This is a genomic window from Massilia sp. UYP11 (assembly GCF_050434805.1).
In the GTDB taxonomy this organism is placed as follows: domain Bacteria; phylum Pseudomonadota; class Gammaproteobacteria; order Burkholderiales; family Burkholderiaceae_D; genus Telluria.
On record NZ_JBNDJE010000021.1, the window covers coordinates 11,415 to 35,184 of the forward strand.

At 67.8% G+C, this 23,770-nt stretch carries 22 protein-coding genes and 1 other RNA gene; 14 read left to right on the top strand and 9 right to left on the bottom strand.

Going from position 1 to position 23,770, the window contains the following annotated elements:
• The first annotated feature begins 63 nt into the window (after positions 1-63).
• The 5 genes from ABIB38_RS20605 (at position 64) to ABIB38_RS20625 (ending at position 6,642) form a co-directional block, all read left to right on the top strand.
• The gene (locus ABIB38_RS20605) at positions 64-2,205 is read left to right on the top strand and encodes a virginiamycin B lyase family protein (protein WP_429206568.1); all 2,142 of its coding nucleotides are present in this window, start codon (positions 64-66) and stop codon (positions 2,203-2,205) included.
• A 113-nt stretch (positions 2,206-2,318) separates the two neighbouring features.
• A complete protein-coding gene (locus ABIB38_RS20610) occupies positions 2,319-3,860 on the top strand; it encodes an FAD-dependent monooxygenase (protein ID WP_429206569.1) in 1,542 nt (513 codons plus the stop codon).
• 110 nt (positions 3,861-3,970) lie between these two features.
• The gene (locus ABIB38_RS20615) at positions 3,971-4,696 is read left to right on the top strand and encodes an SIMPL domain-containing protein (protein WP_429206570.1); all 726 of its coding nucleotides are present in this window, start codon (positions 3,971-3,973) and stop codon (positions 4,694-4,696) included.
• Between the two features lie 104 nt (positions 4,697-4,800).
• Positions 4,801-5,937 (top strand): CHAD domain-containing protein, encoded by a 1,137-nt coding sequence (locus ABIB38_RS20620; protein ID WP_429206571.1) that lies wholly within the window; start codon positions 4,801-4,803, stop codon positions 5,935-5,937.
• Between the two features lie 288 nt (positions 5,938-6,225).
• Positions 6,226-6,642 carry a hypothetical protein gene (locus ABIB38_RS20625; RefSeq protein ID WP_429206572.1) on the top strand — a complete coding sequence of 139 codons (417 nt, stop codon included), beginning with the start codon at positions 6,226-6,228 and terminating at the stop codon, positions 6,640-6,642.
• Between the two features lie 138 nt (positions 6,643-6,780).
• On the opposite strand, the gene ABIB38_RS20630 is transcribed toward ABIB38_RS20625, so the two are convergent.
• Complete coding sequence (locus ABIB38_RS20630) at positions 6,781-7,089, bottom strand: c-type cytochrome (protein WP_429206573.1); 309 nt, start codon at positions 7,087-7,089, stop codon at positions 6,781-6,783.
• A gap of 181 nt (positions 7,090-7,270) precedes the next feature.
• Between ABIB38_RS20630 and ABIB38_RS20635 the strand changes: the two genes are divergently transcribed.
• The 6 genes from ABIB38_RS20635 (at position 7,271) to ABIB38_RS20660 (ending at position 13,347) form a co-directional block, all read left to right on the top strand.
• Positions 7,271-7,495 (top strand): TIGR04438 family Trp-rich protein, encoded by a 225-nt coding sequence (locus ABIB38_RS20635; RefSeq protein ID WP_429206574.1) that lies wholly within the window; start codon positions 7,271-7,273, stop codon positions 7,493-7,495.
• Between the two features lie 80 nt (positions 7,496-7,575).
• On the top strand, positions 7,576-8,478 hold the full coding sequence (locus ABIB38_RS20640; protein ID WP_429206575.1) for a LysR substrate-binding domain-containing protein: 903 nt from the start codon (positions 7,576-7,578) through the stop codon (positions 8,476-8,478).
• Between the two features lie 13 nt (positions 8,479-8,491).
• Complete coding sequence (gene lgt / locus ABIB38_RS20645; protein WP_429206576.1) at positions 8,492-9,301, top strand: prolipoprotein diacylglyceryl transferase; 810 nt, start codon at positions 8,492-8,494, stop codon at positions 9,299-9,301.
• An 88-nt stretch (positions 9,302-9,389) separates the two neighbouring features.
• A complete protein-coding gene (locus ABIB38_RS20650; RefSeq protein ID WP_429206577.1) occupies positions 9,390-10,688 on the top strand; it encodes a c-type cytochrome in 1,299 nt (432 codons plus the stop codon).
• Positions 10,685-11,164 carry a (2Fe-2S)-binding protein gene (locus ABIB38_RS20655; protein ID WP_429206578.1) on the top strand — a complete coding sequence of 160 codons (480 nt, stop codon included), beginning with the start codon at positions 10,685-10,687 and terminating at the stop codon, positions 11,162-11,164. The genes ABIB38_RS20650 and ABIB38_RS20655 overlap by 4 nt, the downstream gene beginning before the upstream one ends.
• Positions 11,161-13,347 (top strand): molybdopterin cofactor-binding domain-containing protein, encoded by a 2,187-nt coding sequence (locus ABIB38_RS20660; protein ID WP_429206579.1) that lies wholly within the window; start codon positions 11,161-11,163, stop codon positions 13,345-13,347. The genes ABIB38_RS20655 and ABIB38_RS20660 overlap by 4 nt, the downstream gene beginning before the upstream one ends.
• Here ABIB38_RS20660 and ABIB38_RS20665 read toward each other — a convergent pair.
• The 5 genes from ABIB38_RS20665 to ABIB38_RS20685 all read right to left on the bottom strand — a co-directional run bounded on the left by ABIB38_RS20665 (position 13,340) and on the right by ABIB38_RS20685 (position 15,541).
• Complete coding sequence (locus ABIB38_RS20665; protein ID WP_429206580.1) at positions 13,340-14,143, bottom strand: sulfite exporter TauE/SafE family protein; 804 nt, start codon at positions 14,141-14,143, stop codon at positions 13,340-13,342. The genes ABIB38_RS20660 and ABIB38_RS20665 overlap by 8 nt on opposite strands.
• A complete protein-coding gene (locus ABIB38_RS20670) occupies positions 14,144-14,614 on the bottom strand; it encodes an EVE domain-containing protein (RefSeq protein ID WP_429206581.1) in 471 nt (156 codons plus the stop codon).
• A 91-nt stretch (positions 14,615-14,705) separates the two neighbouring features.
• Positions 14,706-14,887, bottom strand: a non-coding RNA gene (gene ssrS, locus ABIB38_RS20675) — 6S RNA.
• 46 nt (positions 14,888-14,933) lie between these two features.
• A complete protein-coding gene (locus tag ABIB38_RS20680) occupies positions 14,934-15,245 on the bottom strand; it encodes a cell division protein ZapA (protein WP_429206582.1) in 312 nt (103 codons plus the stop codon).
• Positions 15,242-15,541 carry a hypothetical protein gene (locus ABIB38_RS20685; RefSeq protein ID WP_429206583.1) on the bottom strand — a complete coding sequence of 100 codons (300 nt, stop codon included), beginning with the start codon at positions 15,539-15,541 and terminating at the stop codon, positions 15,242-15,244. Before ABIB38_RS20685 ends, ABIB38_RS20680 begins: the two co-directional genes overlap by 4 nt.
• Before the next feature lie 377 nt (positions 15,542-15,918).
• Here ABIB38_RS20685 and groES point away from each other — a divergent pair, with 377 nt between their 5' ends.
• Both groES and groL read left to right on the top strand, forming a co-directional pair.
• Complete coding sequence (gene groES, locus ABIB38_RS20690) at positions 15,919-16,209, top strand: co-chaperone GroES (RefSeq protein ID WP_137171720.1); 291 nt, start codon at positions 15,919-15,921, stop codon at positions 16,207-16,209.
• Between the two features lie 41 nt (positions 16,210-16,250).
• Positions 16,251-17,897, top strand: coding sequence for a chaperonin GroEL (gene groL / locus ABIB38_RS20695; protein ID WP_429206584.1), 1,647 nt, complete (start codon positions 16,251-16,253; stop codon positions 17,895-17,897).
• A 124-nt stretch (positions 17,898-18,021) separates the two neighbouring features.
• Here groL and ABIB38_RS20700 read toward each other — a convergent pair whose 3' ends face one another.
• On the bottom strand, positions 18,022-19,197 hold the full coding sequence (locus ABIB38_RS20700) for a PEP-CTERM sorting domain-containing protein (RefSeq protein WP_429206585.1): 1,176 nt from the start codon (positions 19,195-19,197) through the stop codon (positions 18,022-18,024).
• 336 nt (positions 19,198-19,533) lie between these two features.
• Between ABIB38_RS20700 and ABIB38_RS20705 the strand changes: the two genes are divergently transcribed.
• Complete coding sequence (locus tag ABIB38_RS20705; protein WP_429206586.1) at positions 19,534-20,004, top strand: hypothetical protein; 471 nt, start codon at positions 19,534-19,536, stop codon at positions 20,002-20,004.
• 30 nt (positions 20,005-20,034) lie between these two features.
• Here the strand turns inward: ABIB38_RS20705 and ABIB38_RS20710 are convergent, their stop codons facing one another.
• Both ABIB38_RS20710 and ABIB38_RS20715 read right to left on the bottom strand, forming a co-directional pair.
• On the bottom strand, positions 20,035-21,894 hold the full coding sequence (locus ABIB38_RS20710; protein WP_429206587.1) for a glucokinase: 1,860 nt from the start codon (positions 21,892-21,894) through the stop codon (positions 20,035-20,037).
• Complete coding sequence (locus ABIB38_RS20715) at positions 21,894-23,534, bottom strand: alpha-glucosidase family protein (RefSeq protein ID WP_429206588.1); 1,641 nt, start codon at positions 23,532-23,534, stop codon at positions 21,894-21,896. Before ABIB38_RS20715 ends, ABIB38_RS20710 begins: the two co-directional genes overlap by 1 nt.
• Positions 23,535-23,770: the final 236 nt, after the last annotated feature.

Consider the following 23,770-nt stretch of genomic DNA (forward strand, 5'->3'; position numbering starts at 1 on the left):
CTGCCAACCATCACCGCGTCGGCGGCTCAGCCGCCGACCCTACGCAGTCACCCGGCCGTATCAGTGAAACAAACTTCCCTCATCGCCGCGCTCGCGGGCGCCGTCATCCTGGCCATCGGCACGGCCGTCTACTTTACCGACACCATCGAACACCGCCCCGGCGCGCTGGCCATCCTCACGCCGCCCGTCGCCAAGACCACGCCGTTCTGGCCGGCGCGCGTGAACCTGCTGGCGGGCGACGGCCGCGACGGCGTGATCGACGGGCCGGCCAGCGCCAGCCGCTTCAGCGATCCCTATGGCGTGGCCATCGGCGCGCGGGGCGTGGTGTACGTTGCCGACGGGGGCGAAGCCAACCGCATCCGCCTGATCCAGCCCGACGGCGCGGTCTCGACCCTGGCCGGCGGCAAGGAAGGTTTTGCCGACGGCATCGGCGCGGCGGCCGCCTTCCACACGCCATCCGCCCTGGCGCTCGACCATGAAGGCAATCTGTACGTGGCCGACACCGGCAACCATGCGATCCGCAAGGTGGCGCCCGACGGCACGGTCAGCACGCTGGCCGGCGGCGGCAGCCCCGGCTACCTCGATGGCGTCGGCCGTGCGGCCCGGTTCAACGGCCCGGTCGGCATCGCGGTGGCCGACGCCGGCATGGTCTACGTGGCAGACACCTACAACGACCGCATCCGCCGCATCGCGCCCGATGGCCTGGTTACCACGCTGGCCGGCAATGGCAGGCCGGGCCTGCTCGATGGCGTGCTGGCGGACGCCGGCTTCGACACCCCGAGCGCGCTGGCGGCCGGCCGCGACGGTACGCTGTACGTGGCCGACACCGGCAACCACGCAGTGCGCCGCATCAAGCCCGACGGCACGGTCGACACGCTGGCGATCCCGCTCGAAGGGGAAACCAGGCCGCCGCTGCGGCGCCCCACGGGCCTGGCGCTCACGCGCGACGGCTACCTGTACATCGCCGCCAGTGCCGGCGGCCGCATCCTGCAACTGACGCCCGATGGAGAAATGCGCCCGCTGCAGGACGCCGACCGCCCGCTCGATCCGCATGGCTTCGGCAGCGACGGCACGGTGCAGCTGTATGGCCCGCGCGGCATCGCGGTCGGCCGCGACGGCAGCCTGGTGGTGGCCGATGCCAGCGCCCACCGCGTGCACCGGCTGGCGCCGCCGCGCAAGGGCGAACCGGCGCCGCTGCTGGCGCGCCCGGCACTCGTCACGCGCACCGAACCGACGCCGTGGCCGGTCGGCCCGCAAGACATGGTCCATGAAGTCGTGGGCGTGATGGGCGAGGTGCGCGGCGCCTACAACGGCGACAGCCGCCACCATTTCCACGCCGGCCTGGACGTGCGCGCCGACGTCGGCGCGAAGGTGCTGGCGGTATTCCCGTCGAAAGTGACCGACCCGCACGCCAACTGGGGCTTCGGCACGCTCAGCGAAGGCCTGAGCGTGGGCCCGCTCTCGTACATCCACATGCGCGTCGGCCGCGACCCGCAGGGCCGGCCGCTCGATCCGCGCTTCCAGATCCTGCGCGATGCCAAAGGGAAAGCCGAACGCGTGCGGGTGCCGCGCGGCACCCGCTTCGCGGTGGGCGATGCGCTCGGCACCATCAATGGCATGGCCCACGTCCACCTCGACTACTACCAGGGCGGCATGGTGGTCAATCCGCTCACGCTGCCCTTCGTCGGCTTTACCGACACCGTGCCGCCGTTCATCCAGCGCATCGCGCTGTACGACGGCGCCGGCAAGCGCATCACGGCGAACAAGGGCCAGCCGGTGCTTTTGAGCCGCAGCCTGGGCGAGGTCCAGGTGGTCGTGAACGCCTACGACCAGGTGAACGGCAACCTGGCGCGCCGCAAGCTCGGCCTGTACGAGCTGGGCTACCAGCTGCTGCAGGCCGACGGCACGCCCCTGCCCGGCTTCGGGCAGCCGCTCATCACCCAGGTCTTCGACCGCCTGCCGCGCAACCAGGACGCCGTCAAGGCCGTCTACGCGCCGACCAGCGGCATCACGGTCTATGGCAGCAAGTCGACCCAGTTCGACTATGCGCTGGGCAACCGCCTGCAGGACGGCGAGATCGAGACCGGCAGCTGGCGCATCGGCGAACTCACTCCCGGCCGCTACACCCTGCGCATCCACGCCGCCGACTTCGCCGGCAACCTGGCGCGGGAGGGGCGCGACCTGGCGTTCGAGGTGGTGGAGTAACGCGCCCCGGCTGAAGTATTCGGCTGAAGTATCCAGCTGAAATACGGGGGCTGAAGTACGTGGAACCATTGCGCCACGCCGGCATCTGAGTAGGACGGATGAAGGAGAAGCCCGTGGACAGGTACGACGTGCTCATCGCCGGCGCGGGGCCGACCGGCCTGGTGCTGGGCCTGTGGCTGGCGCGCCAGGGCGTCAAGGTCGCGCTCGTGGACAAGGCGGCGCAGCCCGGCACCACGTCGCGCGCGATGGTGGTCCAGGCACGCACGCTGGAACTGTACCGCCAGCTGGGCCTGGCCGACGAAACGATTGCCGCCGGCAAGCGCAACGTCGCCCTCAATATGTGGGTGCGGGGCAAGCGCCGCGCGCGCCTGTCGTTCCAGGACGCGGGCGAAAAGCTCACGCCCTACCCCTTCGTGCTGGTGTATCCGCAAGACCTGCATGAGCGGCTGCTGCTGCGCCATCTCGAGCTGGCCGGGGTCCAGGTCCAGCGACCGGTCGAGCTGGTCGCCTTCGAGGACCGCGAAGACTATGTGGTGGCGCGCCTGCGCGACCCGGACGGCGGCCTGCGCGAATGCGAGGCGCGCTTCCTGGCCGGCTGCGACGGCGCCAGTTCCACCGTGCGCCAGAAGCTCGGCGCCGGGTTCCCGGGCGGCACCTACGCCCACCTGTTCTACGTGGCCGACGTCCAGGCCGCCGGCGTGGCGGCCGACGGCGAGGTGCACGTCTCGCTCGAGACGTCCGACTTCGTCATCATGCTGCCCTATACCGACAGCGGCCGCGGACGCCTGATCGGCACCGTGCACCGCCCCTCCGACGACAGCCACGCCGCCCCCCTCACCTTCGACGACGTCGGCCACCGCGCCCTGTCGAGCCTGGGCCTGCGGGTCGACCAGGTGCACTGGTTCTCGACCTACCGCGTGCACCACCGCATCACCAGCCACTACCGCAGCGGCCAGGTATTCCTGGCCGGCGACGCCGCCCACGTGCACAGCCCGGCCGGCGGCCAGGGCATGAACACCGGCATCGGCGACGCCGTCAACCTGGCCTGGAAGCTGGCCGCCGTGGTGCGCCACGAAGCGCCTGACAGCCTGCTCGACAGCTACGAGACCGAGCGCCTGGCGTTCGCGCGCAAGCTGGTCGACACCACCGACCGCATGTTCAACTTCATCACGGCCGAGGGCAACTTCGCCGACTTCGTGCGCATGCACATTGCGCCGCTGTTCGCCACGGTCGCCTACAGCGTCGACCCGGTGCGCGAACTGATCTTCAAGATCATCTCGCAGATCACGATCAGCTACCATGACAGCCCGCTCAGCATCGGCGGCGCGGGGAACATCAAGGCCGGCGACAGGCTGCCCTGGGTCGGGGGTGACGACGAAGACGGCATGGACAACCACGCGCCGCTCGCGAACATCGACTGGCAGGTGCAGGTCTATGGCGAGGCGGGCGACGGCCTGCGCGCCTGGTGCCTGCTGCACGGCATGCCCCTGCGCGAATTCGCCTGGAGCGCGCGCCACGAAGCAGCCGGCTTCGCGCACCACGCCCACTACCTCGTGCGGCCGGACGGCCACGTCGCCCTGTGCGACCCGGGCCCAGGACCCGATGCCCTGGCCCACTATTTCCGCGACCGTGCCTACCGGCGCTTCTGCGACTGATGGCCCGCCCTACCCACCCGGCATGAAATGCCATCGCGCTTCTAGACATCGATGTCTAGATCGCCTAAGCTGGCTGTCGCCGGGAATCCTCCCGCCTCACAAGGACCGTCATGCTGAAGAAACTCGCCGCCAGGTTTGCCGTCCCATTCGCCATCGCTTCGTGCACCGCATTCGCCCCCGTCCAGGCGGCCGACCTGCCGGCCTACCCCTTCATCCACGTGAACGCCGCCGCCGACCTGCACGTGATGCCGGACACGGGCGAGATCGATGTCGAGATCGTCAGCCTGGACCCCGACCTGGAAGCGGCCTGGAAGCTGGTCGGCGAACGGCTCGAGGCGAGCCGCGCGCTGCTGGCGCAGCATGGCGTCGCGGTCGAGGACATCTCGGTGCAGGACCTGCTGCGCCGCCCGCTTATGCGGGCCGATATGCAAGGCGATACGGTGCACACGATCGAGACCCGCGCCGCGCTCCACGCCACGGTGCGCAACCTGGATGGCTGGACGGCGCTGATCCAGGCCCTGATGACGATGCCGAACGTCGAGTCGCTGGCCGTCGCCTTCAGCCGCAGCGACGCCGACGAGATCGAGGCCGAGCTGGTGAGCCAGGCCCTGGCCGCGGCGCGCCGGAAGGCGCTGAACATCGCGCGCGGGATCGGCGCCAGGCTGGGACCGGCGAACGGCGTGGCGCTGGCGCCGCTGAAGAACCTGTCGAACTCGATGGGACTGGCCGCCGACGGCCCGCGCCATACCTCGATGGCCACGGTGCGCGATCCGCTCCTGGTGGGCGTGCAAAAGCTGGTGCAGGGCGTGGACGTGATCTATCGGATCGCCAGGTAGGCGCCGGTCCGCGCTGTCGATGTCACCTTCTTGTCATGATCGGGCGTGCCGGATGGCGGGCAAGCGTATGCTCGTGTCATCGACGTCTCGTCAGTGAAAGGACCATGATGGCCAAGCAACAAAAACCGGCGCAGCCCGCGCCGAAGGACCCCGCACCGGCGGCCGCCAAGCCGCTTGGAACCGCGGCCAGCGGCCTGGAGTCGTTCCAGCAGCTGGACCAGGAACTGAGCCCGCAACCGAGCCCAGAACCGAAGCCGGAACCGGGCCCCAAGCTGGACCTGCAAGCCGCGGTCGCCGCCCCGGCGGGCGCGCAGGATCCGAAACAGGACCAGCCACTGCCGAAAGAAGAACCGATCCGGCCGGTCAAGGCCGAACCGGTGCGCCTGCGCGGGCGCATGACGCTGGAAGACGCCTTCCAGTCCATCGGCCTGAACTGCGTCCGCCAGATCGAAGCGAACCTGCCGGGCGTGCTCAGGCAACAGGCCGAGAGCCTGCACCAGATGCGGGTCGGCCTGCGCCGCCTGCGCGCGCTGCTGGCCATGTTCGAGGACCTGGCCGCGCCGCCGGTCGCGCTGCACGCCGACATCGAATGGCTGTCCGGCGAACTGGGACCGGCGCGCGACTGGGACGTGCTGGCCGACGCCACCCTCGACCGGGTCCGGGACTTCGACGCCTCGGCGCTGCGCCAGGCCGCGCACGAACGTGCCGATGCCCATCACGCGCACGTCCTGGACGTGCTGCGCCAGCCGCGCTACGTCGCGCTGATGACGCAGCTGAACGAATGGCTCGGCGAACGCCGCTGGCGTCCTGACGCCGCGCTGGACCAGGATTCGCCCCTGGCCGGGCGCGCCGCCAAGGCCGCCCTGCCCCTGCTGCGCAAGGCCGAGAAGCGCCTGGCCAAGCGCATCGACGGCCTGGACAAGAACGACGCGCCGGGCCGCCACCGGGTGCGCATCGCCGCCAAGAAGGCGCGCTACGCTGCCGAATTTTTCCGCGACCTGCTGCCGGCGCGCCGCGTCAAGCGCTACGTCGGCCACCTGGAAAAGCTGCAGGACCGCCTTGGCCTCTTGAACGACATGGCGGTGGCCGATCATCTGCTCGACGAACTCAAGGGCGGCAGCAGCCAGGTCGCCAGGCAGGCCGCCTACGTGCGCGGCTACCTGGCCGCCAGCAGCGAGGCCGGCGCCCGCAACCTGTCCAGGCCCCTGGCGGACGTCGCCAGGCGGCGCCTCACGCGCTGAGCGAAGCTGTCTGTACCGCTTTTCGACAATCGCGATTTGCGGTAACGTTGCTCTGCAGCCGTACGCGCCCTGCGTAGACGATCCGGGATCGATCCGGCATGGTGATGGCGGCGGCAATGCAGAAGGCGAAACCGGCCGGGCCGGCGACGTACCTGCCAGAACCCGAGACGATCCGCCACAGGGCGTGACGGGGATGCGCCGAGACGGTCGGCTGGACGCACCTGACCGGGCAGTCACGGGAGAACGACAAGGGAGAACGACAAGGGAGAACGACGAGGGAGAACGACGATGGGCATGCTCACCGCACCGCACCAACTGGTTCCACATTCCCCGCGCAGCGACGGCGGCGGCGGCGACATCGTGGCGCGCCTGCGCCGCTGGCATGCGGCCGGCAGCGTCCTGTTCTTCCTGTATGCCCGTTCCCTGGGCGGCTTGATGCAATCGGGCCGGGGGCGCATCGTCACGCTCGGCGAGATGGCGCTGACGATCGACGCCGGCGGCTCCACCCTGCTGGTCATGCTGGGCGGCGCGGCGCTCGACGACACGCCGCAGATCTTCTTCACGCCCGACCTGTCGAGCCACTTCCAGGTGCCGGGCGTCGGCCTCAGGCTGGGCAACCACGACTGGCTGTTCTTCTCCGACGCGCAGGTGCCCGAGACAGCCCTGCCCGCAGCAGCCCTGCAGTCACGCCTGCCCGGGCCCTGAACGGCGCTGGACAACAAAAAGCGCGCCATGCTCACGCGGGCGCGCTAGTCGTGCGTCTCGTTTCGTGCGTCTCGTTTCGTGCGTCTCGTTTCGTGCGTCTCGTTTCGTGCGTCTTGTTTCGGGCGTCTTTCCAGGCGCTTACTTGGTCGCCAGCACCCACTTGACCAGCGAGCGCGCTTCGGCCTCGCTCACCTGCGGATTGGCCGGCATCGGGATCGGCCCCCAGGTGCCGGCGCCGCCTTTGAGCACCTTCTGCACCAGCTTGTCCTCGGCGCCTTTCTGGCCCGCATACTTCTGCGCGATGTCCTTGTAGGCAGGACCGACCAGCTTGGTGGCGACGGTGTGGCAAGCCATGCAATTCTTGGCCTTGGCCAGGTCGGCCTGGGCGAATGCACCCGGCGACGCGAAGGCCGACAACACCACACACAACATCAGGGACCGCTTCATTTGTTTCTCCAGATTCATGACTGATTGGATTCTACCGCCAATCCCCGCAAGGGAATGGGGGCGATACACTCTGTAACGCGATCGCCACGTTTCCCCCTATCCTGTAACAGAAAAATAGCAACTTTTGCCCGCAGGCATTCTTTTCTTTGTAAGATGGGCGTCTGAAGGAGCTTCTTACATCATGCCACTCATCCTCTTGATCGTCGCCCTGGCCGCCCTGCGCTTTTTCGAGGTCTGGCGTTTTGCCGAGCTGTCCTGGTGGGTCATCGCCGGGCTGTTCGTCGCTGCCTTCATCTGGTTCGAGTACATCGAGAAGATGCTTGGGCTCGACAAGAAAAAAGAACACGCTCTCCAGGACAAGCGCCGCAACGAGCGCGTCAAGAAGACCCTCGACAAGCGCCGCTGAACCAAGTCCTGCCCGCGTGGGGCCTGTGAGTATGGGCTGTGATACATTGCGCGTATCACAGTCTGATCCACTCATCCCTCATGCATCCCGAACTGCGCCAGCTGCGCCATTTCGTCACCGTGGCCGAAGAGCTGCATTTCGGCCGCGCCGCGCGCCGCCTGCACATGACGCAGCCGCCGCTGTCGCAGAGCATCGCCAACCTCGAAGAACTGTTCAACGCCCCGCTGTTCGTGCGCAACCGGCGCATGGTCGGCCTGACCGCGGCCGGCGCGACCCTGCTGCCGGAGGCGCGCCGCATCCTCGAAGAAGCCGCCGCGCTGCCCGAGCTGGTGCGGCGCGCGGCCAGCGGCGAAGCGGGCCGCCTGGCCCTGTCGTTCGTCTCGACCGCCGGCCTGGGGCTGCTGCCCGACGTGCTGCGCCGCTATCGCGCCGCCTATCCGGCCGTGCGCCTGGTGCTGCAGGAAGCGACCTCCGACGTCCAGTTCGAAGAACTGCTTTCGGGCCGCATCGACGCCGGCTTCGTGATTCCGCCGCAACCGGGCGCCCCCGGCGGCATGGCCGACGGCGCCCTCGACTACCTGAAGATCGTCGACGAGCCGCTGGTGCTGTGCGCGCCGAGCGGCCTGGCGGCGCTGGAGAGCCCGGGCCCGGTGCGCCTGCGCGACCTGCCGCCGCTGCCGCTGGTGATTTTCCCGCGCGCGGTGGCGCCCAGCCTGCACGATGCGATCCTGGCCTGCTTTCGCGCGGCGGGCGTGCTGCCCACCATCGGCCAGGAAGCGATCCAGATGCAGACCATCGTCGGCCTGGTTTCCGGCGGCATGGGCTTGGCACTTGTGCCACAATCCGTGTCGAACCTGATGCGACCCGGCGTAGAATACCGTGCCCTGCACGACCCGGCGCCGCTGGCCGAAACCGGCCTGGCCTGGCGGCGCGATAACGATTCGCCCGTCCTGAGGGGCTTCCTGGATTTATTGAAGAATTGAAGAGAGACTGACTATGCTGATTCATCCGCAGCCGGACCCGATCGCGATTGCGCTCGGCCCGGTGCAAATCCACTGGTATGGCCTGATGTACGTGGTGGCCTTCGCCCTGTTCATCATCCTGGGCCGGGTGCGCATCCGCATGCCGCACGTGGCGGCGCAGGGCTGGACCCGCGACGACCTGGACGACATGCTGTTCTACGGGATGCTGGGCGTGATCGTCGGCGGCCGCCTGGGCGAAGTGCTGTTCTACCAGCCGCTGTACTTCCTGGAACACCCGCTCGAGATCCTCATGATCTGGAAGGGCGGAATGTCCTTCCACGGCGGCTTCCTGGGCGTCCTGATCGCGATGGCGCTGTGGGCGCGCAAGCGCAAGCGCAACCTGCTCGACGTCTACGACTTCATCGCGCCGCTGGTGCCGCTCGGCTATGCCGCCGGCCGCATGGGCAACTTCATCAACGCCGAGCTGCCGGGCCGCCTGGCCGACCCGAACCTGCCATGGGCCATGCTGTGGCCCGGCGTGGCAGGCCCGCGCCACCCATCGCCGCTGTACCAGGCGCTGGTCGACGGCGTGCTGGTGTTCGTGCTCCTGTGGCTGTTCGCGCGCAAGGCGCGTCCACGCCTGGCGGTCGGCGCCATGTTCACCCTGCTGTACGGCTGCGCGCGCTTCTTCACCGAGTGGTTCCGCGTGCCGGACTGGGAAACTACCGTGTTCGGCCTGCCCATCACGTCGGGCCAGGTGCTGTCGCTGCCGATGATCGTCGCCGCCCTGGTCATGCTGGCCTGGGCCTACCGCCAGCCGCCGGGCCGGCCCGTGACCGCCTGATCGCGGTATGTCGCATGCGTGAGTGGGCGAGCGCACAGAGCGCTCGTCCTTTACGCCCGACAATGAGGCTCCACGGATCGGAGCCCATATGGATCACACCAGGCGCAAGCGGCGTACCCGATGGTGGCTGCTACTTGCCGCCATCGTCGTATTGACAGGCATCGCTTTTGCCATCATGTGGCGCCCCGCACTGGCGCCGCACAACACTATCCCCGCTTTTGACGATGCGCGCATCGAGCGCGGCGCCAACCTCGCGCGCCTCGGCATGTGCGCCTCGTGCCACACGGCCGACCTGGCGCGCCCCTTCGCCGGCGGCAAGCCGATGGAGACGCCGTTCGGCACCGTCCACAGCACCAATATCACGCCCGACGTCGACACCGGCATCGGCGCCTGGAGCCCTGACGCTTTTACCCGCGCCATGCGCGAGGGCGTCTCGCGCGACGGCCACCTGCTGTATCCGGCCTTCCCCTACAACCACTACGTGCGCATGACGCAGGCCGACATCGACGACCTGTACGCCTACTTCATGACCCGGCCCGCGATCGCCGCGCCGGCGCCCGACAACGAGATGACCTTCCCCTTCGGTTTCCGGCCGCTGGTCGGTTTCTGGAACGTGCTGTACCTGATTGATGCGCCGTGGCAGCCCGACCCGAAGCAGTCGGCCGAATGGAACCGCGGCGCCTACCTGGCCGACGCCGTCGCCCACTGCGCCGCCTGCCACACGCCGCGCACGAAGCTGGGTGGTCCGGACCTGAAACGCCAGCTCGATGGCGGCGAAGCCGATGACTGGTACGCGCCGGCCCTGAACGCGAAATCGCCGTCGCCGCTGCCGTGGACGCGCGAACAGCTGCAGGCCTACCTGCGCACCGGCATGGCCGAGGACCACGCGGTCGCCGGCGGCCCGATGCAGGACGTGGTGATGCACCTGGCCCAGGCCGATGAAGGCGACGTCGCCGCGCTGGCCGCGTGGACCCACAGCCACCTGTCGCAAGCCCCGTTGCGCGCGACGCCGGCGCAGCAGGACGGTCCGCTGCCCCCACCCGCCGCCGACGACCCCGAACTGCCGCGCATGCGCCTCGGCTACGAGCTGTACGCCAACTCGTGCGCGCGCTGCCACGACGTCGGTCGCGCCCCGAGCTCGGGCACCGCCCTGCCGCTGCAGAAGGCGATCGCCCTGTACGACCCCGACCCGCGCAGCCTGATCCATATCGTCGACGACGGCATCCTGCCGCCGGACGGCGAAGCGGGACGCTGGATGCCCGGCTTCAAGGCGATCCTGAGCAATGAACAGGCCGGCGCGCTGGCCGCCTACCTGCGCAAGTATGGCGCCGGCCAGCCAGCCTGGCCGGAACTGGACGAGCAAGTGAGCAAAGCGAGAGCACCATGACGACCTACCGCCTGCAGGTAAACGGCAAGAGCCACGCCGTCGATACCGACCCCGACACCCCGCTGCTGTACGTGCTGCGCAACGACCTGGCCCTGAATGGCGCCAAGTTCGGCTGCGGCCTGGGCCAGTGCGGCTCCTGCACCGTGATCATGGACGGCCAGCCCGTGATGTCCTGCATGGTGCCGGTCTCGAACGTCGGCGCGCGCGCGGTACGCACCGTCGAAGGCCTGGGCAGCAGCGACAAGCCCGGCGTGCTGCAGCAGGCCTTCATCGACGAGCAGGCGGCGCAATGCGGCTACTGCATCGCGGGCATGATCATGCAGGCCGCCGCGCTGCTCGAGCGCGAACCGAATCCGAGCGACGCCCGGATCCGCGCCCACATGTCGCCCAACCTGTGCCGCTGCGGCACCCATATGCGCATCCTGCGCGCGGTGCGGCGCGCGGCCGACCAGCTCGCGGCGGGAGGCAAGCGATGAGCCTCGATCAGGGTCGGCGCCACTTCCTGGCCGCCGGCGGCGCGCTGACGCTGTCGTTCGCCATGCCGGCGTGGTCGGCGCAGGATGCATTACCGAAAAGCCTCGATACGACGCCCTGGCTCGACGCCTGGATCCGCATCGACGCCGATGAACGCATTACGGTTTTCACCGGCAAGGCCGAGCTGGGTCAAGGCATCAAGACCGCGCTGCTGCAGGTCGCGGCCGACGAGCTGCGCATCGCGCCCGGACGCCTGACGATCGTCACCGCCGACACCGCGCGCACGCCGGACGAAGGCCTGACCGCCGGCAGCAACTCGATGAAGGACAGCGGCGCCGCGCTGCGCCATGCGGCGGGCCAGGTGCGGATGCGCCTGGGCGAACTGGCGGCGACGCGCCTTGGGGCGCCCGCGGCCAGCCTGGCATTGAAGGACGGCGCCTTCATCGCCCCCGACGGCCGCCGCGCCAGCTTCGGCCAGCTGGTCACCGGCCGGGAGCTGCACCTGCGCGCCACGCCGCGGCCGGCGCCGCCCGCGCCCGGCCCAAAGACCACGATCGGCCAATCCCTGCCGCGCGTCGACATCCCGGCCAAGGTCACGGGCGGACGCGCCTACGTGCAAGACCTGCGCCTGCCAAACATGGTGCATGCGCGCGTGGTGCGTCCGCCCGCGCCGGCGGCGACCTTGACCGACGTGGATACGGCCGCCGTCATGCGCCTGCCGGGCGTGTTGAAGGTCGTGCGCGACGGCCGCTTCCTGGCCGTGATCGCCGATGGCGAATACCGCGCCGTGAAGGCCGCCGCGCTTCTCGCGCGCGCCGCGCGCTGGGAAACGCCGTCCGCGCTGCCGGCCCACCCGAACGTCGAGGCGCTGGTGTTGGCGCAGCCGGCCGAACCGACCACCATCGTCGCACGCGGCGCGCGGATGCGGGAAGGCGTGCACTTGCAGGCCACCTATACCCGCCCGTTGCAGCTGCACGGCTCCATCGGCCCATCCTGCGCGGTGGCGCAGCTGGTGGAAGGCCGCTACACGGTCTGGACCCATTCGCAGGGCGTGTTCCCGCTGCGTGGCGCGCTGGCCGAACTGCTGGCGACCCGGGAAGACGCGATCCGCTGCATCCACGTCGAGGGCTCGGGCTGTTATGGCCACAACGGCGCCGACGACGTGGCGGCCGACGCCGCCCTGCTGGCGCGCGCCTTCCCGGGCCGGCCGGTGCGGGTGCAGTGGATGCGCGAGGACGAGCATGCATGGGAGCCGTTCGGCGCGGCGATGGTGGCGCGGGTCGCGGCCACCCTCGATCCCGACGGCCGCATCGCCGACTGGCAATACGACGTCTTCACGCCGTCGCACAACATCCGTCCCGGCCCCGCCGGCAGCCTGCTGCCGGCCACGCATCTCGCCAAGCCCTTTACGCCGCCAAGGCCGAAACCGATCCCTCAGCCGGAAGGCGGCGGCGACCGCAACGCGATCCCCTATTACCGGCTGCCGAACGCGCGCGTGACCCACCATTTCCAGCCGCAGGCGGTGCTGCGCGCCTCGGCCATGCGCGGCCTGGGCGCCTATTTCAATGTGTTCGCGATCGAGAGCCTCATGGACGAACTGGCGCGCGCGGCGAAGCTCGACCCGGTCGCGTTTCGCCTGCGCCATCTGGAAGATCCGCGCGCCATCGACGTGGTCAGGCTGGCGGCGGAGAAGTTCGGCTGGGAGGGTTATAAAAAGCCTGCGCGCCGCGGCCGCGGTTTTGCATTTGCGCGCTACAAGAACCTGGCGGCCTATTGCGCGCTGGCGGTGGAGGTGGAGGTGGCGCGCGAAACGGGGCTGGTGCGCGTGACGCGCGTATCGAGCGCCGTCGATTGCGGCGAGATCGTCAGCCCGGACGGCGTGCGCAACCAGATCGAGGGCGGCATCGTGCAGTCGGCCAGCTGGACCCTGCTCGAACAGGTGCGCTTCGACGCCACGCGCGTGCTCACCGTGGACTGGGCCTCGTATCCGATCCTGCGCTTCGGCCAGGCCCCCGACAAGCTCGACGTGCACCTGATCGACCGCCCCGGCCAGCCCTTCCTGGGCACCGGCGAGGCGGCGCAGGGCCCGGCCGCGGCGGCGATCGCGAACGCGGTGTTCGATGCCTGCGGACTGCGCATGCGCGACCTGCCGCTGGACCGCGCGCGCGTGAGAAAGGCTAGTTGAAGGCCTTCCAGAACATATAGGCCGCCAGCGCATACAGGATCACGGCGAAGATGCGCTGCAGCTGGCGCACCGGCATCCGGTGCGCGGCGCGGGCGCCGAGCGGCGCCATGGTCATGCTGGCCAGCACGATGATGGCCAGCGCCGGCAGGTAGACGAAGCCCAGCGACCATGCCGGCAAGCCCGGCTCGCCCCAGCCATAATACATATTCGACAGCGTCCCCGAGAGTGCGATCGGAAAGCCCAGCGCCGCGCTGGTTGCCACCGCATTATGGATGCGCACGTTGCAGCGCGTCATGAACGGCACCGAGACGAAGCCGCCGCCGGCCCCCACCAGTCCCGACAGGATCCCGATCAGGCCGCCGGTGGCGAACATGCCGGCCCGGCCCGGCAACTCGCGCGCCGGCGCCGGTTTCTTACCGATCAGCATCTGGGTCGCCGAGAAGGCGACGAAGCAGCCGAAGAAGAAGGCCAGCACCGAAGTATTCATCTGCTTGCCGATCCAGGGGCCGATCCAGGAACCGATCAGGATGCCCGGCGCCAGCAGGCGCACCACCGGCCACAGCACGGCGCCATGCTTGTGGTGGGCGCGCACCGAGGACATCGAGGTAAACAGGATGACGCCGAGCGCGGTGGCGATCGCCATGTGGACCACCAGTTCGTCGGGGAAGCCGCGCGCGGTGAAGATCATCGTGATGAAGGGCACCAGCACCATGCCGCCGCCGATGCCGAGAAGGCCGGCCGCGAAGCCGCCGAAGGTGCCCATCGCCAGCAGGGCCAGGATCAGCCAGGGATCCATTCAGGCTCCCTTGGCGCGCATGAGTTTGACGACCGCATCCCATTCGGATCTGGCGACCGGCGTGATCGACAGCCGGCTGCCCTTCTGCAGCAACGCCATGCCTTCCAGCGCGGGATTGGCCCGCAGCTCGGCCAGCGGCACATGGCGCCCCGCCTCCAGCGCGCGCACGTCGATCGAGATCCAGCGCGGCGTTTCGCGGGTGGCCTTCGGATCGTGGTAAGGGCTGGCGGGGTCGAACTGGGTGGCGTCGGGATAGGGAGCGCTCGCGATCTCGGCCAGCCCGGCCACGCCGGGCACGGCGCAGCTGGAGTGGTAGAACAACACGCCGTCGCCGACGGCCATCGCATCGCGCATGAAGTTGCGCGCCTGGTAGTTGCGCACGCCAAACCAGGCCACGGTCTGGCCGGGCGCGGACAGGACGTCGTCGAAACTGACTTCGTCCGGTTCGGATTTCATCAACCAATAGCGCATCGCGCCGTTCTCCCTGCAAGGTGCACCGTCACGATGGACGCGCGCACAAAAAAAAGCGGCTGCGTACAGAGTGCGCAACCGCTTGTGGATCCTAGCCCCCGCCAGTGCCGTTTTTGCCGGCATCCTGAACCAAAACGGTTCAAGGCGGTCACGGTCAGATCAATTTCGGGTTCGTCAAACGAGTGACGCTCACTCCCATCGACCTTGTTCCACGACCTATGCGTAAGAATGGTTCAAGGAATATATGGCAAATCTCGAACACCGCAGGGTAGAGCGCAGTTTACTCTTTTAAAGCGGCATGTCAAACGGATTCGGCTTTTCAGAAAACATTTTCCTGCGGCGCCAGGGCCTTGTCGAGCACGGTGTGCATCGCTTCCAGCTTTTGCTTGACTTCGAGAATCGACATGTCCGACAGCGGTCCCTGCGGCGACTTGACCGACAGGAATTCCGCGGCGACACTCAGCGCGGCCATCACGGCGATGCGGTCGGTGCCCTTCACCTTGCCCGAATCGCGCAGCTGACACATCTTGCCGTCGAGGTAGCTCACCGCCTCACGCAGGGTGCGCTCTTCGCCGTCGCGGCAGGCCAGGCGATACGGCTGGCCCATGATGGTGACGTCGAGATGGATCATCGTGCTGCCTCACTATTGCCTGGTGCGCCGGCCGCCGCGCCAGCCGTTGGTTGCGTGGCGTCTGCCGCGTCGTCTTCCCCGCCCGCTTCGCCATCCGTTCCCGGCGGCTTGGGCAATTCGTCGAGCAGGGCCTCGACCCGCCGCTGGGCTTCGACCAGGCGTTCCTTGAACGCCAGGTTCTCGGCACTGAGCAGGGTATTGGCCTGCCGCAGCAAATAGTTCTCTGCGCGCAATGACTGGGTCAGCTGGGCGAGCCGATCGATTTTGTCTGAGAGGTCTTGGAATTCGGAAATCATCCGACACTATAGGATCGAGATGGATTTTCCGTCAACCGAATCGCGCGGCAATGCGGCATGCCGCGCCCACCCAGGGCTGCCTGGCGTGCGGCAGGAAAGCGCCAGGGGGTGTACGCTGCCCGCCTCTTGCCATATTCGCAGCCACTGGCGCGAGATGCCAAAAACACATTATATGAGCCCTGAAAGCTTGTGCTAGCTCAAGCACCCGAAAGTATTTATCAACTTTGCTGCTTGAAAAGGCAAATTATCGTCCCTATAATTAGCACTCGTTAGTAGAGAGTGCTAACAACTCTTTGCAGATCGCCGTCGCGTTTCACACAAAACTGCGGCGATGTCAAAAAACGCTAGTTAAACCACTGAATATTAAGGAGTTTTGCATGAACCTTCGTCCTCTGCACGATCGCGTAATCGTCAAGCGCCTCGACCAGGAAACCAAGACTGCGTCCGGCCTGATCATCCCTGATGCCGCGGCAGAGAAGCCAGACCAGGGCGAAGTCCTCGCCATCGGTAACGGCAAAGTGCAAGACAACGGCCAGGTCCGCCCGCTGGAAGTAAAAGTCGGCGACCGCGTGCTGTTCGGTAAGTACTCCGGCCAGGCCGTCAAGGTCAATGGCGAAGAACTGCTCGTGATGCGCGAAGAAGACATCATGGCCGTCGTCCAGCAGTAATTCCCTGACCCCATTCACGAAAACATTCGGAGAAATAACAAATGGCAGCTAAAGAAGTAGTGTTCGGCGACGCAGCGCGCGCCAAGATGGTTGAAGGCGTCAATATTCTGGCCAACGCAGTCAAGGTCACCCTGGGCCCGAAAGGCCGCAACGTCGTGCTCGAGCGCTCGTTCGGCGCCCCGACCGTCACCAAGGATGGTGTCTCGGTCGCAAAAGAAATCGAACTGAAAGACAAGCTCCAGAACATGGGCGCGCAGATGGTCAAGGAAGTCGCTTCCAAGACCAGCGACAACGCCGGTGACGGCACCACCACCGCGACCGTGCTGGCACAAGCCATCGTGCGCGAAGGCATGAAGTTCGTTGCCGCCGGCATGAACCCGATGGACCTGAAGCGCGGCATCGACAAGGCCGTCGCTGCGACCGTCGAAGAACTGAAGAAGATCGCCAAGCCGACCACCACCACGAAAGAAATCGCGCAAGTCGGCGCGATCTCGGCCAACTCGGAAACCTCGATCGGCGAGCGCATCGCCGAGGCGATGGAAAAAGTCGGCAAGGAAGGCGTCATCACCGTGGAAGACGGCAAGTCGCTGAACGACGAGCTGGACATCGTGGAAGGCATGCAGTTCGATCGCGGCTACCTGTCGCCGTACTTCATCAACAACCCGGACAAGCAAGTCGCCGTCCATGAGCAGCCGTTCATCCTGCTGTGCGACAAGAAGATCTCGAACATCCGTGACCTGCTGCCGGTACTGGAGCAAGTCGCCAAGGCCGGCCGTCCGCTGGTCATCATCGCCGAAGACATCGAAGGCGAAGCGCTGGCGACCCTGGTCGTCAACAACATCCGCGGCATCCTGAAGACCGTCGCCGTCAAGGCGCCTGGCTTCGGCGACCGCCGCAAGGCCATGCTGGAAGACATCGCCATCCTGACCGGCGGCCAGGTCATCGCCGAAGAAGTCGGCCTGACCCTGGAAAAAGTCACCCTGGCGGAACTGGGCCAGGCGTCGCGCATCGAAGTCGGCAAGGAAAACACCATCATCATCGATGGCGCCGGCCAGCCTGAAGCGATCGAAGCCCGCGTCAAGCAGATCCGCGCCCAGATCGAAGAAGCGACCTCGGACTACGACCGCGAAAAACTGCAAGAGCGCGTGGCCAAGCTGGCCGGCGGCGTTGCCGTGATCCGCGTCGGTGCAGCCACCGAAGTCGAGATGAAAGAGAAGAAGGCACGTGTCGAAGACGCGCTGCACGCCACCCGCGCTGCCGTGGAAGAAGGCATCGTGCCAGGCGGCGGCGTGGCCCTGCTGCGCGCCCGCTCGACCCTGAACGTCAAGGGCGACAACCCTGACCAGGACGCCGGCATCAAGATCGTCCTGCGCGCCATGGAAGAGCCGCTGCGCATGATCGTCCAGAACGCGGGCGACGAGCCATCGGTCGTGGTCGCAGCCGTCCTGGCCGGCACCGGCAACTACGGCTACAACGCCGCCAACGGCACCTATGGCGACATGGTCGAAATGGGCGTGCTGGATCCAGCCAAGGTCACCCGCTCGGCGCTGCAGAACGCGGCCTCGATCGCCGGCCTGATGCTGACCACCGACTGCATGGTCTCGGAACTCGCCGAAGACAAGCCAGCCGGCGGCATGGGTGGCATGGGCGGCATGGGTGGCATGGGCGGCATGGACGGCATGATGTAATCGAGCCGGTCGCCTGGCGCGCCGCGGCAACGCCGGCGCGCCAGTCTTCCACGACAAAAAGCCCGCGAGGTTCACGCCTCGCGGGCTTTTTGCTGTCCGTTATTTCTGAAAAAACGGCGGAGGATCAGCGCCCGGCGCGCGGCCCCTTGCGGCGCAGCCACAGCATGGCCGCCATGGCCGCGCCGCCCAGCCACAGGGTGCCTGGCTCCGGCACCTCGACCGGATCGTTCGGCGCGACTTCGGTATCGTCCGCGGGCAGGCCGGGGTTGCCGGGGCTGCCGGGGGCGCCCGGCGTATCGGGACCACCTGGCGTGCCGGGCACGCCCGGCGTGGACGGCGGCAGCCCCGGGTTGGGCCCCGGGCCGGGATCGGGGCCCGGACCGGTTGCGGTCTCCGGCGTGGGCGTCGACGGCGCCGGCGTCTCCGGTTGGCCGCCTCCGGGGCCGTCTTCGCCGCGGCCGCCCCTGTCGCCGGGATCGCCGGTACCGCCGGGATCGCCAGTACCGCTGCCGTCGCCGGCCGGCGGCGACACCGCGCCATCGCCGCTGCCATCGCCGCTGCCATCGCCCAGCGTGCCGCCGTTCGAGATGCCCGAGCCGTAACGCGCAGGCGGGCCCATGAGGTCGGCCAGGCGCGGCTGCGCGGCCGGCGCGACGCCCCTCAACAGGCCGGCGCCGTCCGGGAAGATCTCACTGCCGTAGCCCAGTTCCACCGCGGGACCGTCATCGAGCCCCTCCACGCCGGCCGCCACCGCCATCAGGCCGCCGCCATCCTCGATGACGAAGGAATCGAGTTCCGACTCGGTCGGACCATTGGCTTCGACCGGGTACATCGGCACGTCCGAGATCCGGTTGGCGCAGCGCGCCCGCATCTCGTTCTTGCCATCGGTGAGCAAGGTTTCACCCGGCGCCAGCATGAGTGTCTTCCTGGTCCAGTACACCCGGTCGCCCTTGCGGTAAGAGACGTACACCGCGCGCGGCGCGGTGACGGTGACCGCGCGCGCGTTGGCGACGTCGAAGCCGGCGTAGTGCGCCGCGACCACGGCGTCGCTGCGGATGACGCGCGCCAGTTCGTCCTTGTCCGCGACGCCGCCGGGAATGATCGAAAACGGATAGATGCGCCGCGCGGCGCCCTGTTCGGCCGGCGCCGCCGTGCGGGTGGCCGCCGGCGCCGGTGCGACATGGGAGACAGGGGAGTTCGCGCCGACCTGGGTGATGTCACGCGTGCCGTCCGCCCGCATCCAGTCGATGTCCAGCGGCGGCGCAAGGACGCCGGCAACGCTCGCGGCAAGGCCCAGCATGGCGAGGGCGCCGAGGCGGCTTTCGCGTTGCGACGCTCTGGCGAGGCGACGACTGTAGGCAGAGCGGCGGGGGTCCATTGGGGGGACAAAAGTAGGAGTGGTCCTACAGAATAGCATTATTTCTACAAATAAATTCCGGCTCCTTGGCAAAAAAGGTGATCCCGTGGCGAAAACCACGAATTACTTTCCTCATAGAAATATTTTCGGCGACAGGATCAAGCTTTGGTTGCAACGCCCTTGCTGTTCGCGCAATCCAGGCTGCCGGCGACCGGCATCCCGTATTGCTGGTCGAACACGCATGGTTTACCATGATCGCCTGCCCTTACGAGACCTGCCATGTCCCCACGCGCCGCCTCTTGTTCTCCCCTGCGTCTGACCGTTGCCGCACTGATGCTGTGCTGCGCCATCGCCGGCTGCAAGCGCGCCGAACGCGAAGCGCCGCCGGCGCCGGCGCCGTCCGCGCCCAGCGTTCAAGCGCCGGCGCACACGAAACAGGAGGCGATGGAGTCGCTGCTGGCGCTGCCGGAACTGCAGGCCTGGTCGCGCCAGATCGAGCAACGCAGCAAGGGCAAGGCGCACGGCGCCGTGATCGAGGACGATCCGGTCCCGCGCGAAGTCAACGGCAAGAAGTATTACCAGCTGAGTTTCGTCGAGAACCGCCCTGAAGATGCGCGCCGCCGCGAGAGCTTCCTGGTGGCCCAGGACGGCAGCGAGATCCTGGTCGACGACGCCGGCTCGGACACCCTGCTCAGCCTCCAGGAATGGCGCCGCACCATCGAGCGCGTGGACCTCAAGAGCGCCGACTGACGACGCCGCGCCGACGATGTCGGCGCATCTTCAACCGTCCAGGTGCGAGATGAGCAGCCGGCGCGGATCCGTGCCTGCCTCCGGCCCGTGCTGGCCGTCGACCGAAATCCCCACCGCCATGATGTCGATCAGCAGCAGCTGCAGGATGCGCGAAATCATCGACAGGAAGCTGGTGCTGTCCTCGCTGTGATCGACCGCCAGGCACACGCTGGCCTTGCGCGCCAGCGGCGACTGGCTGTTGCTGATGGCGATCACGTCGGCGCCGGCGGCGCGCGTGATGTCCACCGCCTGCAACAGCTCCGGCAAGCCGCCTGAATTCGAGACCGCGATTACCACGTCGCCCGGCCCCAGCAAGCCCGCCGCCAGGGTGAACAGGTGGGCGTCGCCATACAGCGCGGTCGGAATCCTGAAGCGGAAGAATTTGTGCTGGCCGTCCAGCGCCACCGCGCGCGAATTGCCGAGCGCGTAGAACTCGACGCGCCGCGCGCGGCTCACCAGTTCGATCGCGCGGTCGAGCGAGCGCACGTCGAGCTGGTCGCGGAAGCGCAGGATGGCCGACACCGTATTGTCGATCACCTTGGCCGACAGATCGTGGGTGCTGTCGCTCATGCGCACCTGGCTGTGGCGCACGGGGATCGCGCCGGTCAGGCTGCTCGCGAACTTGAGCTTGAATTCGGCCAGGCCCTGGAAGCCCAGCGAGCGGCAGAAGCGGATCACGGTCGGCTGGCTGACGTCGGCCAGGCGCGCGATCTCGACGATCGGTTCGTTCAGCACCGTGCGCGGATGCTCGAGCACGAGCGTCGCCACGCGCGCCTCGGCCGGCGACAGCTCTTCGCGCAGTTGCCCGATGCGTTCCATCAGCGTGTTGGCGCCGCTGCGACCGCGCAGGTGCTCGGCCAGGATGGTCGCCACGCCGTGGAAGGCGGGGTTCGGCGCGGTGATCACATAGGTGGGGATGTCCGCCAGGTAGTCGGAAAAGCGTCCCTTGGCCTCGAACCGCGTGCGAAACGGCGAGCGCGCGAACCATTCGCCCAGGCGCGGCACGATGCCGCCGCCGATGAAGATGCCGCCGAAGGCGCCCAGGGTCACCGCCAGGTTGGCGGCGGCGCCGCCCAGCATGCCGCAGAAGCATTCGAGCGTTTCCAGGCACAGCGGGTCGTCGTCCTCCAGCGCGCCGGCCACGATGGCGGCCGCGCTGCGCTCTTCGGCCTTGACGCCGTTGCGGTGGGCCAGCGCGCGGTAGATGACTTCCATGCCGGGGCCCGAGATCAGGCGCTCGTTCGACACGTGCGGCCATTCGCGCCACGCGTACTGCAGGATGGCGAACTCGCGCTCGTCGGCCGGCGCGAAATTCACGTGGCCGCCCTCGCTGCCGAGGGTGACGAAACCGTCCGCGGTCGGAATCCCGCCCGACACGCCCAGGCCCGTGCCCGGCCCCAGCACGCCGATGACGGCGCCCGGCACGGGCGTGCCCGGCCCCACCTGCATCAGGTCTTCTTTCGCAAAGCCCGGCAGCGCGGTGGCCAGCGCGGTGAAATCGTTGACGATCAGGAGGGTCGACAGGCCCAGCTCGCGCCGCACCGCGTCGGTGGAGAACTCCCAGGCGCGGTTGGTCATGCGCACGTAGTCGCCGTTGATCGGATTGGCGACCGCGAACGCGCCGTGGTTCAGCCGCACGTTCTGGTGGTCGACATGGTCGCGCAGGTAGTGGCGCAGCAGCGCGACGATGCCCTCGAAGTCGTCGCAGCGCAGCACCTGGACCGACCGAAACACGCCCGGCGCGGTCTGCAGCGCGAAGCGCGCATGGGTCGCGCCGATGTCGGCCAGCAGGCGCGGCCCGTCGGCGAACGCCGTGCGCGCGAACTTTTCCGGCTCCTGCTGAGGAATCATCAGCCCTCCGCGCGGGCCAGGCCGAACCAGGCGCCGAATGGCGGCAGGGTCACGCGGCCATGCCGGGCTTCGCCGGCCAGGCCGTCGACCGCGAGGCGGTCGGCGGCCTCGGTGGCCGGCCAGTCGAACACGGCTTCCTGGTTCGACAGGTTGAAGGCCGCCAGCACGCTGGGCTCGCCCTCCAGTTCGCGGCGCAGGGCCAGCACCGGCTCCGGTGCGTCGATGAAGGCGATGTCGCCGCGCGTCAGCTGCGGCATGGTGCGGCGCAGGGCGATGAAGCGACGCTGGAAGTTCAGCATCGAATCGGGGTCGGCGTCCTGCAGGTCGACCGCGGCGGCGGCGTGCGAGGGCTCGACCGGCAGCCACGGCTGGCCCGCGGTGAAGCCGGCGTGCGGCGCGCCGGCCTGCCACGGCATCGGGGTGCGGCAGCCGTCGCGGCCCTTGAACTCGGGCCAGAAGGTGATGCCGTACGGATCCTGCAGCAGTTCGAACGGCACGTCGGCCTCGTGCAGGGCCAGTTCGTCGCCCTGGTACAGGCAGGGCGTGCCCTTGAGCGAAAGCTGCATCGCCAGCACCATCTTGGCAAAACCGGCGGTGGCGTGCGGGCCGCCCCAGCGCGTCATCACGCGGATCGCGTCATGGTTGCCCACCGACCAGGAGGCCCAGCCTTCCTCGACGCGGCGCTCGAAGTCTTCCACTTGCGCGCGGATGTGGGCGGCCGTGAACACCGGCGTCAGGAAGTTGAAGCTGTAGGCCATGTGCAGCTTGTTCCCGCCCGCCATGTACTCGTTCATCTGGGCCAGCGCGTCGTCGGAGCTGATCTCGCCGATCGAGACCGCGCCGAATTCGTCCAGCTGGGCGCGCAGCTGCTCGAGGAAGGCGATGTTCTCGGGCTGGGTCTTGTCGTAGATGTGGGCCTGCATGCCGTACGGGTTCACGTCGGTCACGGTCGAGGTGTCGCGCACCAGCGCCGGTGGATTGCTGCGCAGCTGGCGGTCATGGAAGTGGAACACGCAGGCGTCCAGTCGCACGCCGTCGACGCCGCGCTCGAGCCAGAAGCGCTGGGCCGCCAGGTGGGCCTTCTGCACTTCGGGATTGTGGAAGTTCAGCTGCGGCTGGCTTACCAGGAAGTTGTGCATGTAGTACTGCTTGCGGCGGGTATCCCATTGCCAGGCCGAGCCGCCGAACACCGACAGCCAGTTGTTCGGCGGGTTGCCGTCCGGGAGCGGATCGGCCCAGACGTACCAGTCCGATTTCGGATTGTCGCGGTTCGCGCGGCTCTCGGCGAACCAGGGGTGGGTGTCGGCGGTGTGCGACATCACCTGGTCGATCATGATCTTCAGGCCCAGGCCGTGCGCCTTGGCCACCAGGCGGTCGAAGTCGGCCAGGGTGCCGAACATCGGGTCGACGTCGCAATAGTCCTCGATGTCGTAGCCGAAGTCGCGCATCGGCGACTTGAAGAACGGCGACAACCACACGATGTCCACGCCCAGGCTCGCGATGTAGTCGAGCTTCTCGGTGATGCCGGCCAGGTCGCCGATGCCGTCGCCGTTCGTGTCGAGGTAGCTGCGCGGATACACCTGGTAGATGATGGCGTCGCGCCACCAGTGCGAATTCGTCGTGGTCGGGATCTGGGTCATGGCTGGTCCGTGGTTTGGAATTCTAGGCAATATACAGGACGCAACAAAACTTGACAATTCCGGAAGTTTTCTAAAAATTAATGATTTATCGTTATGATTCAACGGCTTGGCATCTCGAAATCGTTTCCACCGGCAATGCGTTCGTAACTAAACTACGTCGATATGTTTCTCGTTTGTTTCGCATCAATATTTTTATTGCAAAGTGATACCCCCTCGTCATAGCATCGCGTCTGTTT

Bases quoted from the DNA above. Each gene is read 5' to 3' on its own strand.
- groL (WP_429206584.1), top strand. From the start codon at position 16,251: ATGGCAGCTAAAGAAGTAGTGTTCGGCGACGCAGCGCGCGCCAAGATG.
- ABIB38_RS20615 (WP_429206570.1), top strand. From the start codon at position 3,971: ATGCTGAAGAAACTCGCCGCCAGGTTTGCCGTCCCATTCGCCATCGCT.
- ABIB38_RS20700 (WP_429206585.1), bottom strand. From the start codon at position 19,197: ATGCTGGGCCTTGCCGCGAGCGTTGCCGGCGTCCTTGCGCCGCCGCTG.
- ABIB38_RS20705 (WP_429206586.1), top strand. From the start codon at position 19,534: ATGTCCCCACGCGCCGCCTCTTGTTCTCCCCTGCGTCTGACCGTTGCC.
- ABIB38_RS20670 (WP_429206581.1), bottom strand. From the start codon at position 14,614: ATGCGCTATTGGTTGATGAAATCCGAACCGGACGAAGTCAGTTTCGAC.
- groES (WP_137171720.1), top strand. From the start codon at position 15,919: ATGAACCTTCGTCCTCTGCACGATCGCGTAATCGTCAAGCGCCTCGAC.
- ABIB38_RS20625 (WP_429206572.1), top strand. From the start codon at position 6,226: ATGGGCATGCTCACCGCACCGCACCAACTGGTTCCACATTCCCCGCGC.
- ABIB38_RS20680 (WP_429206582.1), bottom strand. From the start codon at position 15,245: ATGATCCATCTCGACGTCACCATCATGGGCCAGCCGTATCGCCTGGCC.
- ABIB38_RS20650 (WP_429206577.1), top strand. From the start codon at position 9,390: ATGGATCACACCAGGCGCAAGCGGCGTACCCGATGGTGGCTGCTACTT.
- ABIB38_RS20655 (WP_429206578.1), top strand. From the start codon at position 10,685: ATGACGACCTACCGCCTGCAGGTAAACGGCAAGAGCCACGCCGTCGAT.
- ABIB38_RS20635 (WP_429206574.1), top strand. From the start codon at position 7,271: ATGCCACTCATCCTCTTGATCGTCGCCCTGGCCGCCCTGCGCTTTTTC.
- ABIB38_RS20620 (WP_429206571.1), top strand. From the start codon at position 4,801: ATGATGGCCAAGCAACAAAAACCGGCGCAGCCCGCGCCGAAGGACCCC.
- ABIB38_RS20640 (WP_429206575.1), top strand. From the start codon at position 7,576: ATGCATCCCGAACTGCGCCAGCTGCGCCATTTCGTCACCGTGGCCGAA.
- ABIB38_RS20710 (WP_429206587.1), bottom strand. From the start codon at position 21,894: ATGATTCCTCAGCAGGAGCCGGAAAAGTTCGCGCGCACGGCGTTCGCC.
- ABIB38_RS20715 (WP_429206588.1), bottom strand. From the start codon at position 23,534: ATGACCCAGATCCCGACCACGACGAATTCGCACTGGTGGCGCGACGCC.
- ABIB38_RS20630 (WP_429206573.1), bottom strand. From the start codon at position 7,089: ATGAAGCGGTCCCTGATGTTGTGTGTGGTGTTGTCGGCCTTCGCGTCG.
- ABIB38_RS20665 (WP_429206580.1), bottom strand. From the start codon at position 14,143: ATGGATCCCTGGCTGATCCTGGCCCTGCTGGCGATGGGCACCTTCGGC.
- ABIB38_RS20660 (WP_429206579.1), top strand. From the start codon at position 11,161: ATGAGCCTCGATCAGGGTCGGCGCCACTTCCTGGCCGCCGGCGGCGCG.
- ABIB38_RS20685 (WP_429206583.1), bottom strand. From the start codon at position 15,541: ATGATTTCCGAATTCCAAGACCTCTCAGACAAAATCGATCGGCTCGCC.
- lgt (WP_429206576.1), top strand. From the start codon at position 8,492: ATGCTGATTCATCCGCAGCCGGACCCGATCGCGATTGCGCTCGGCCCG.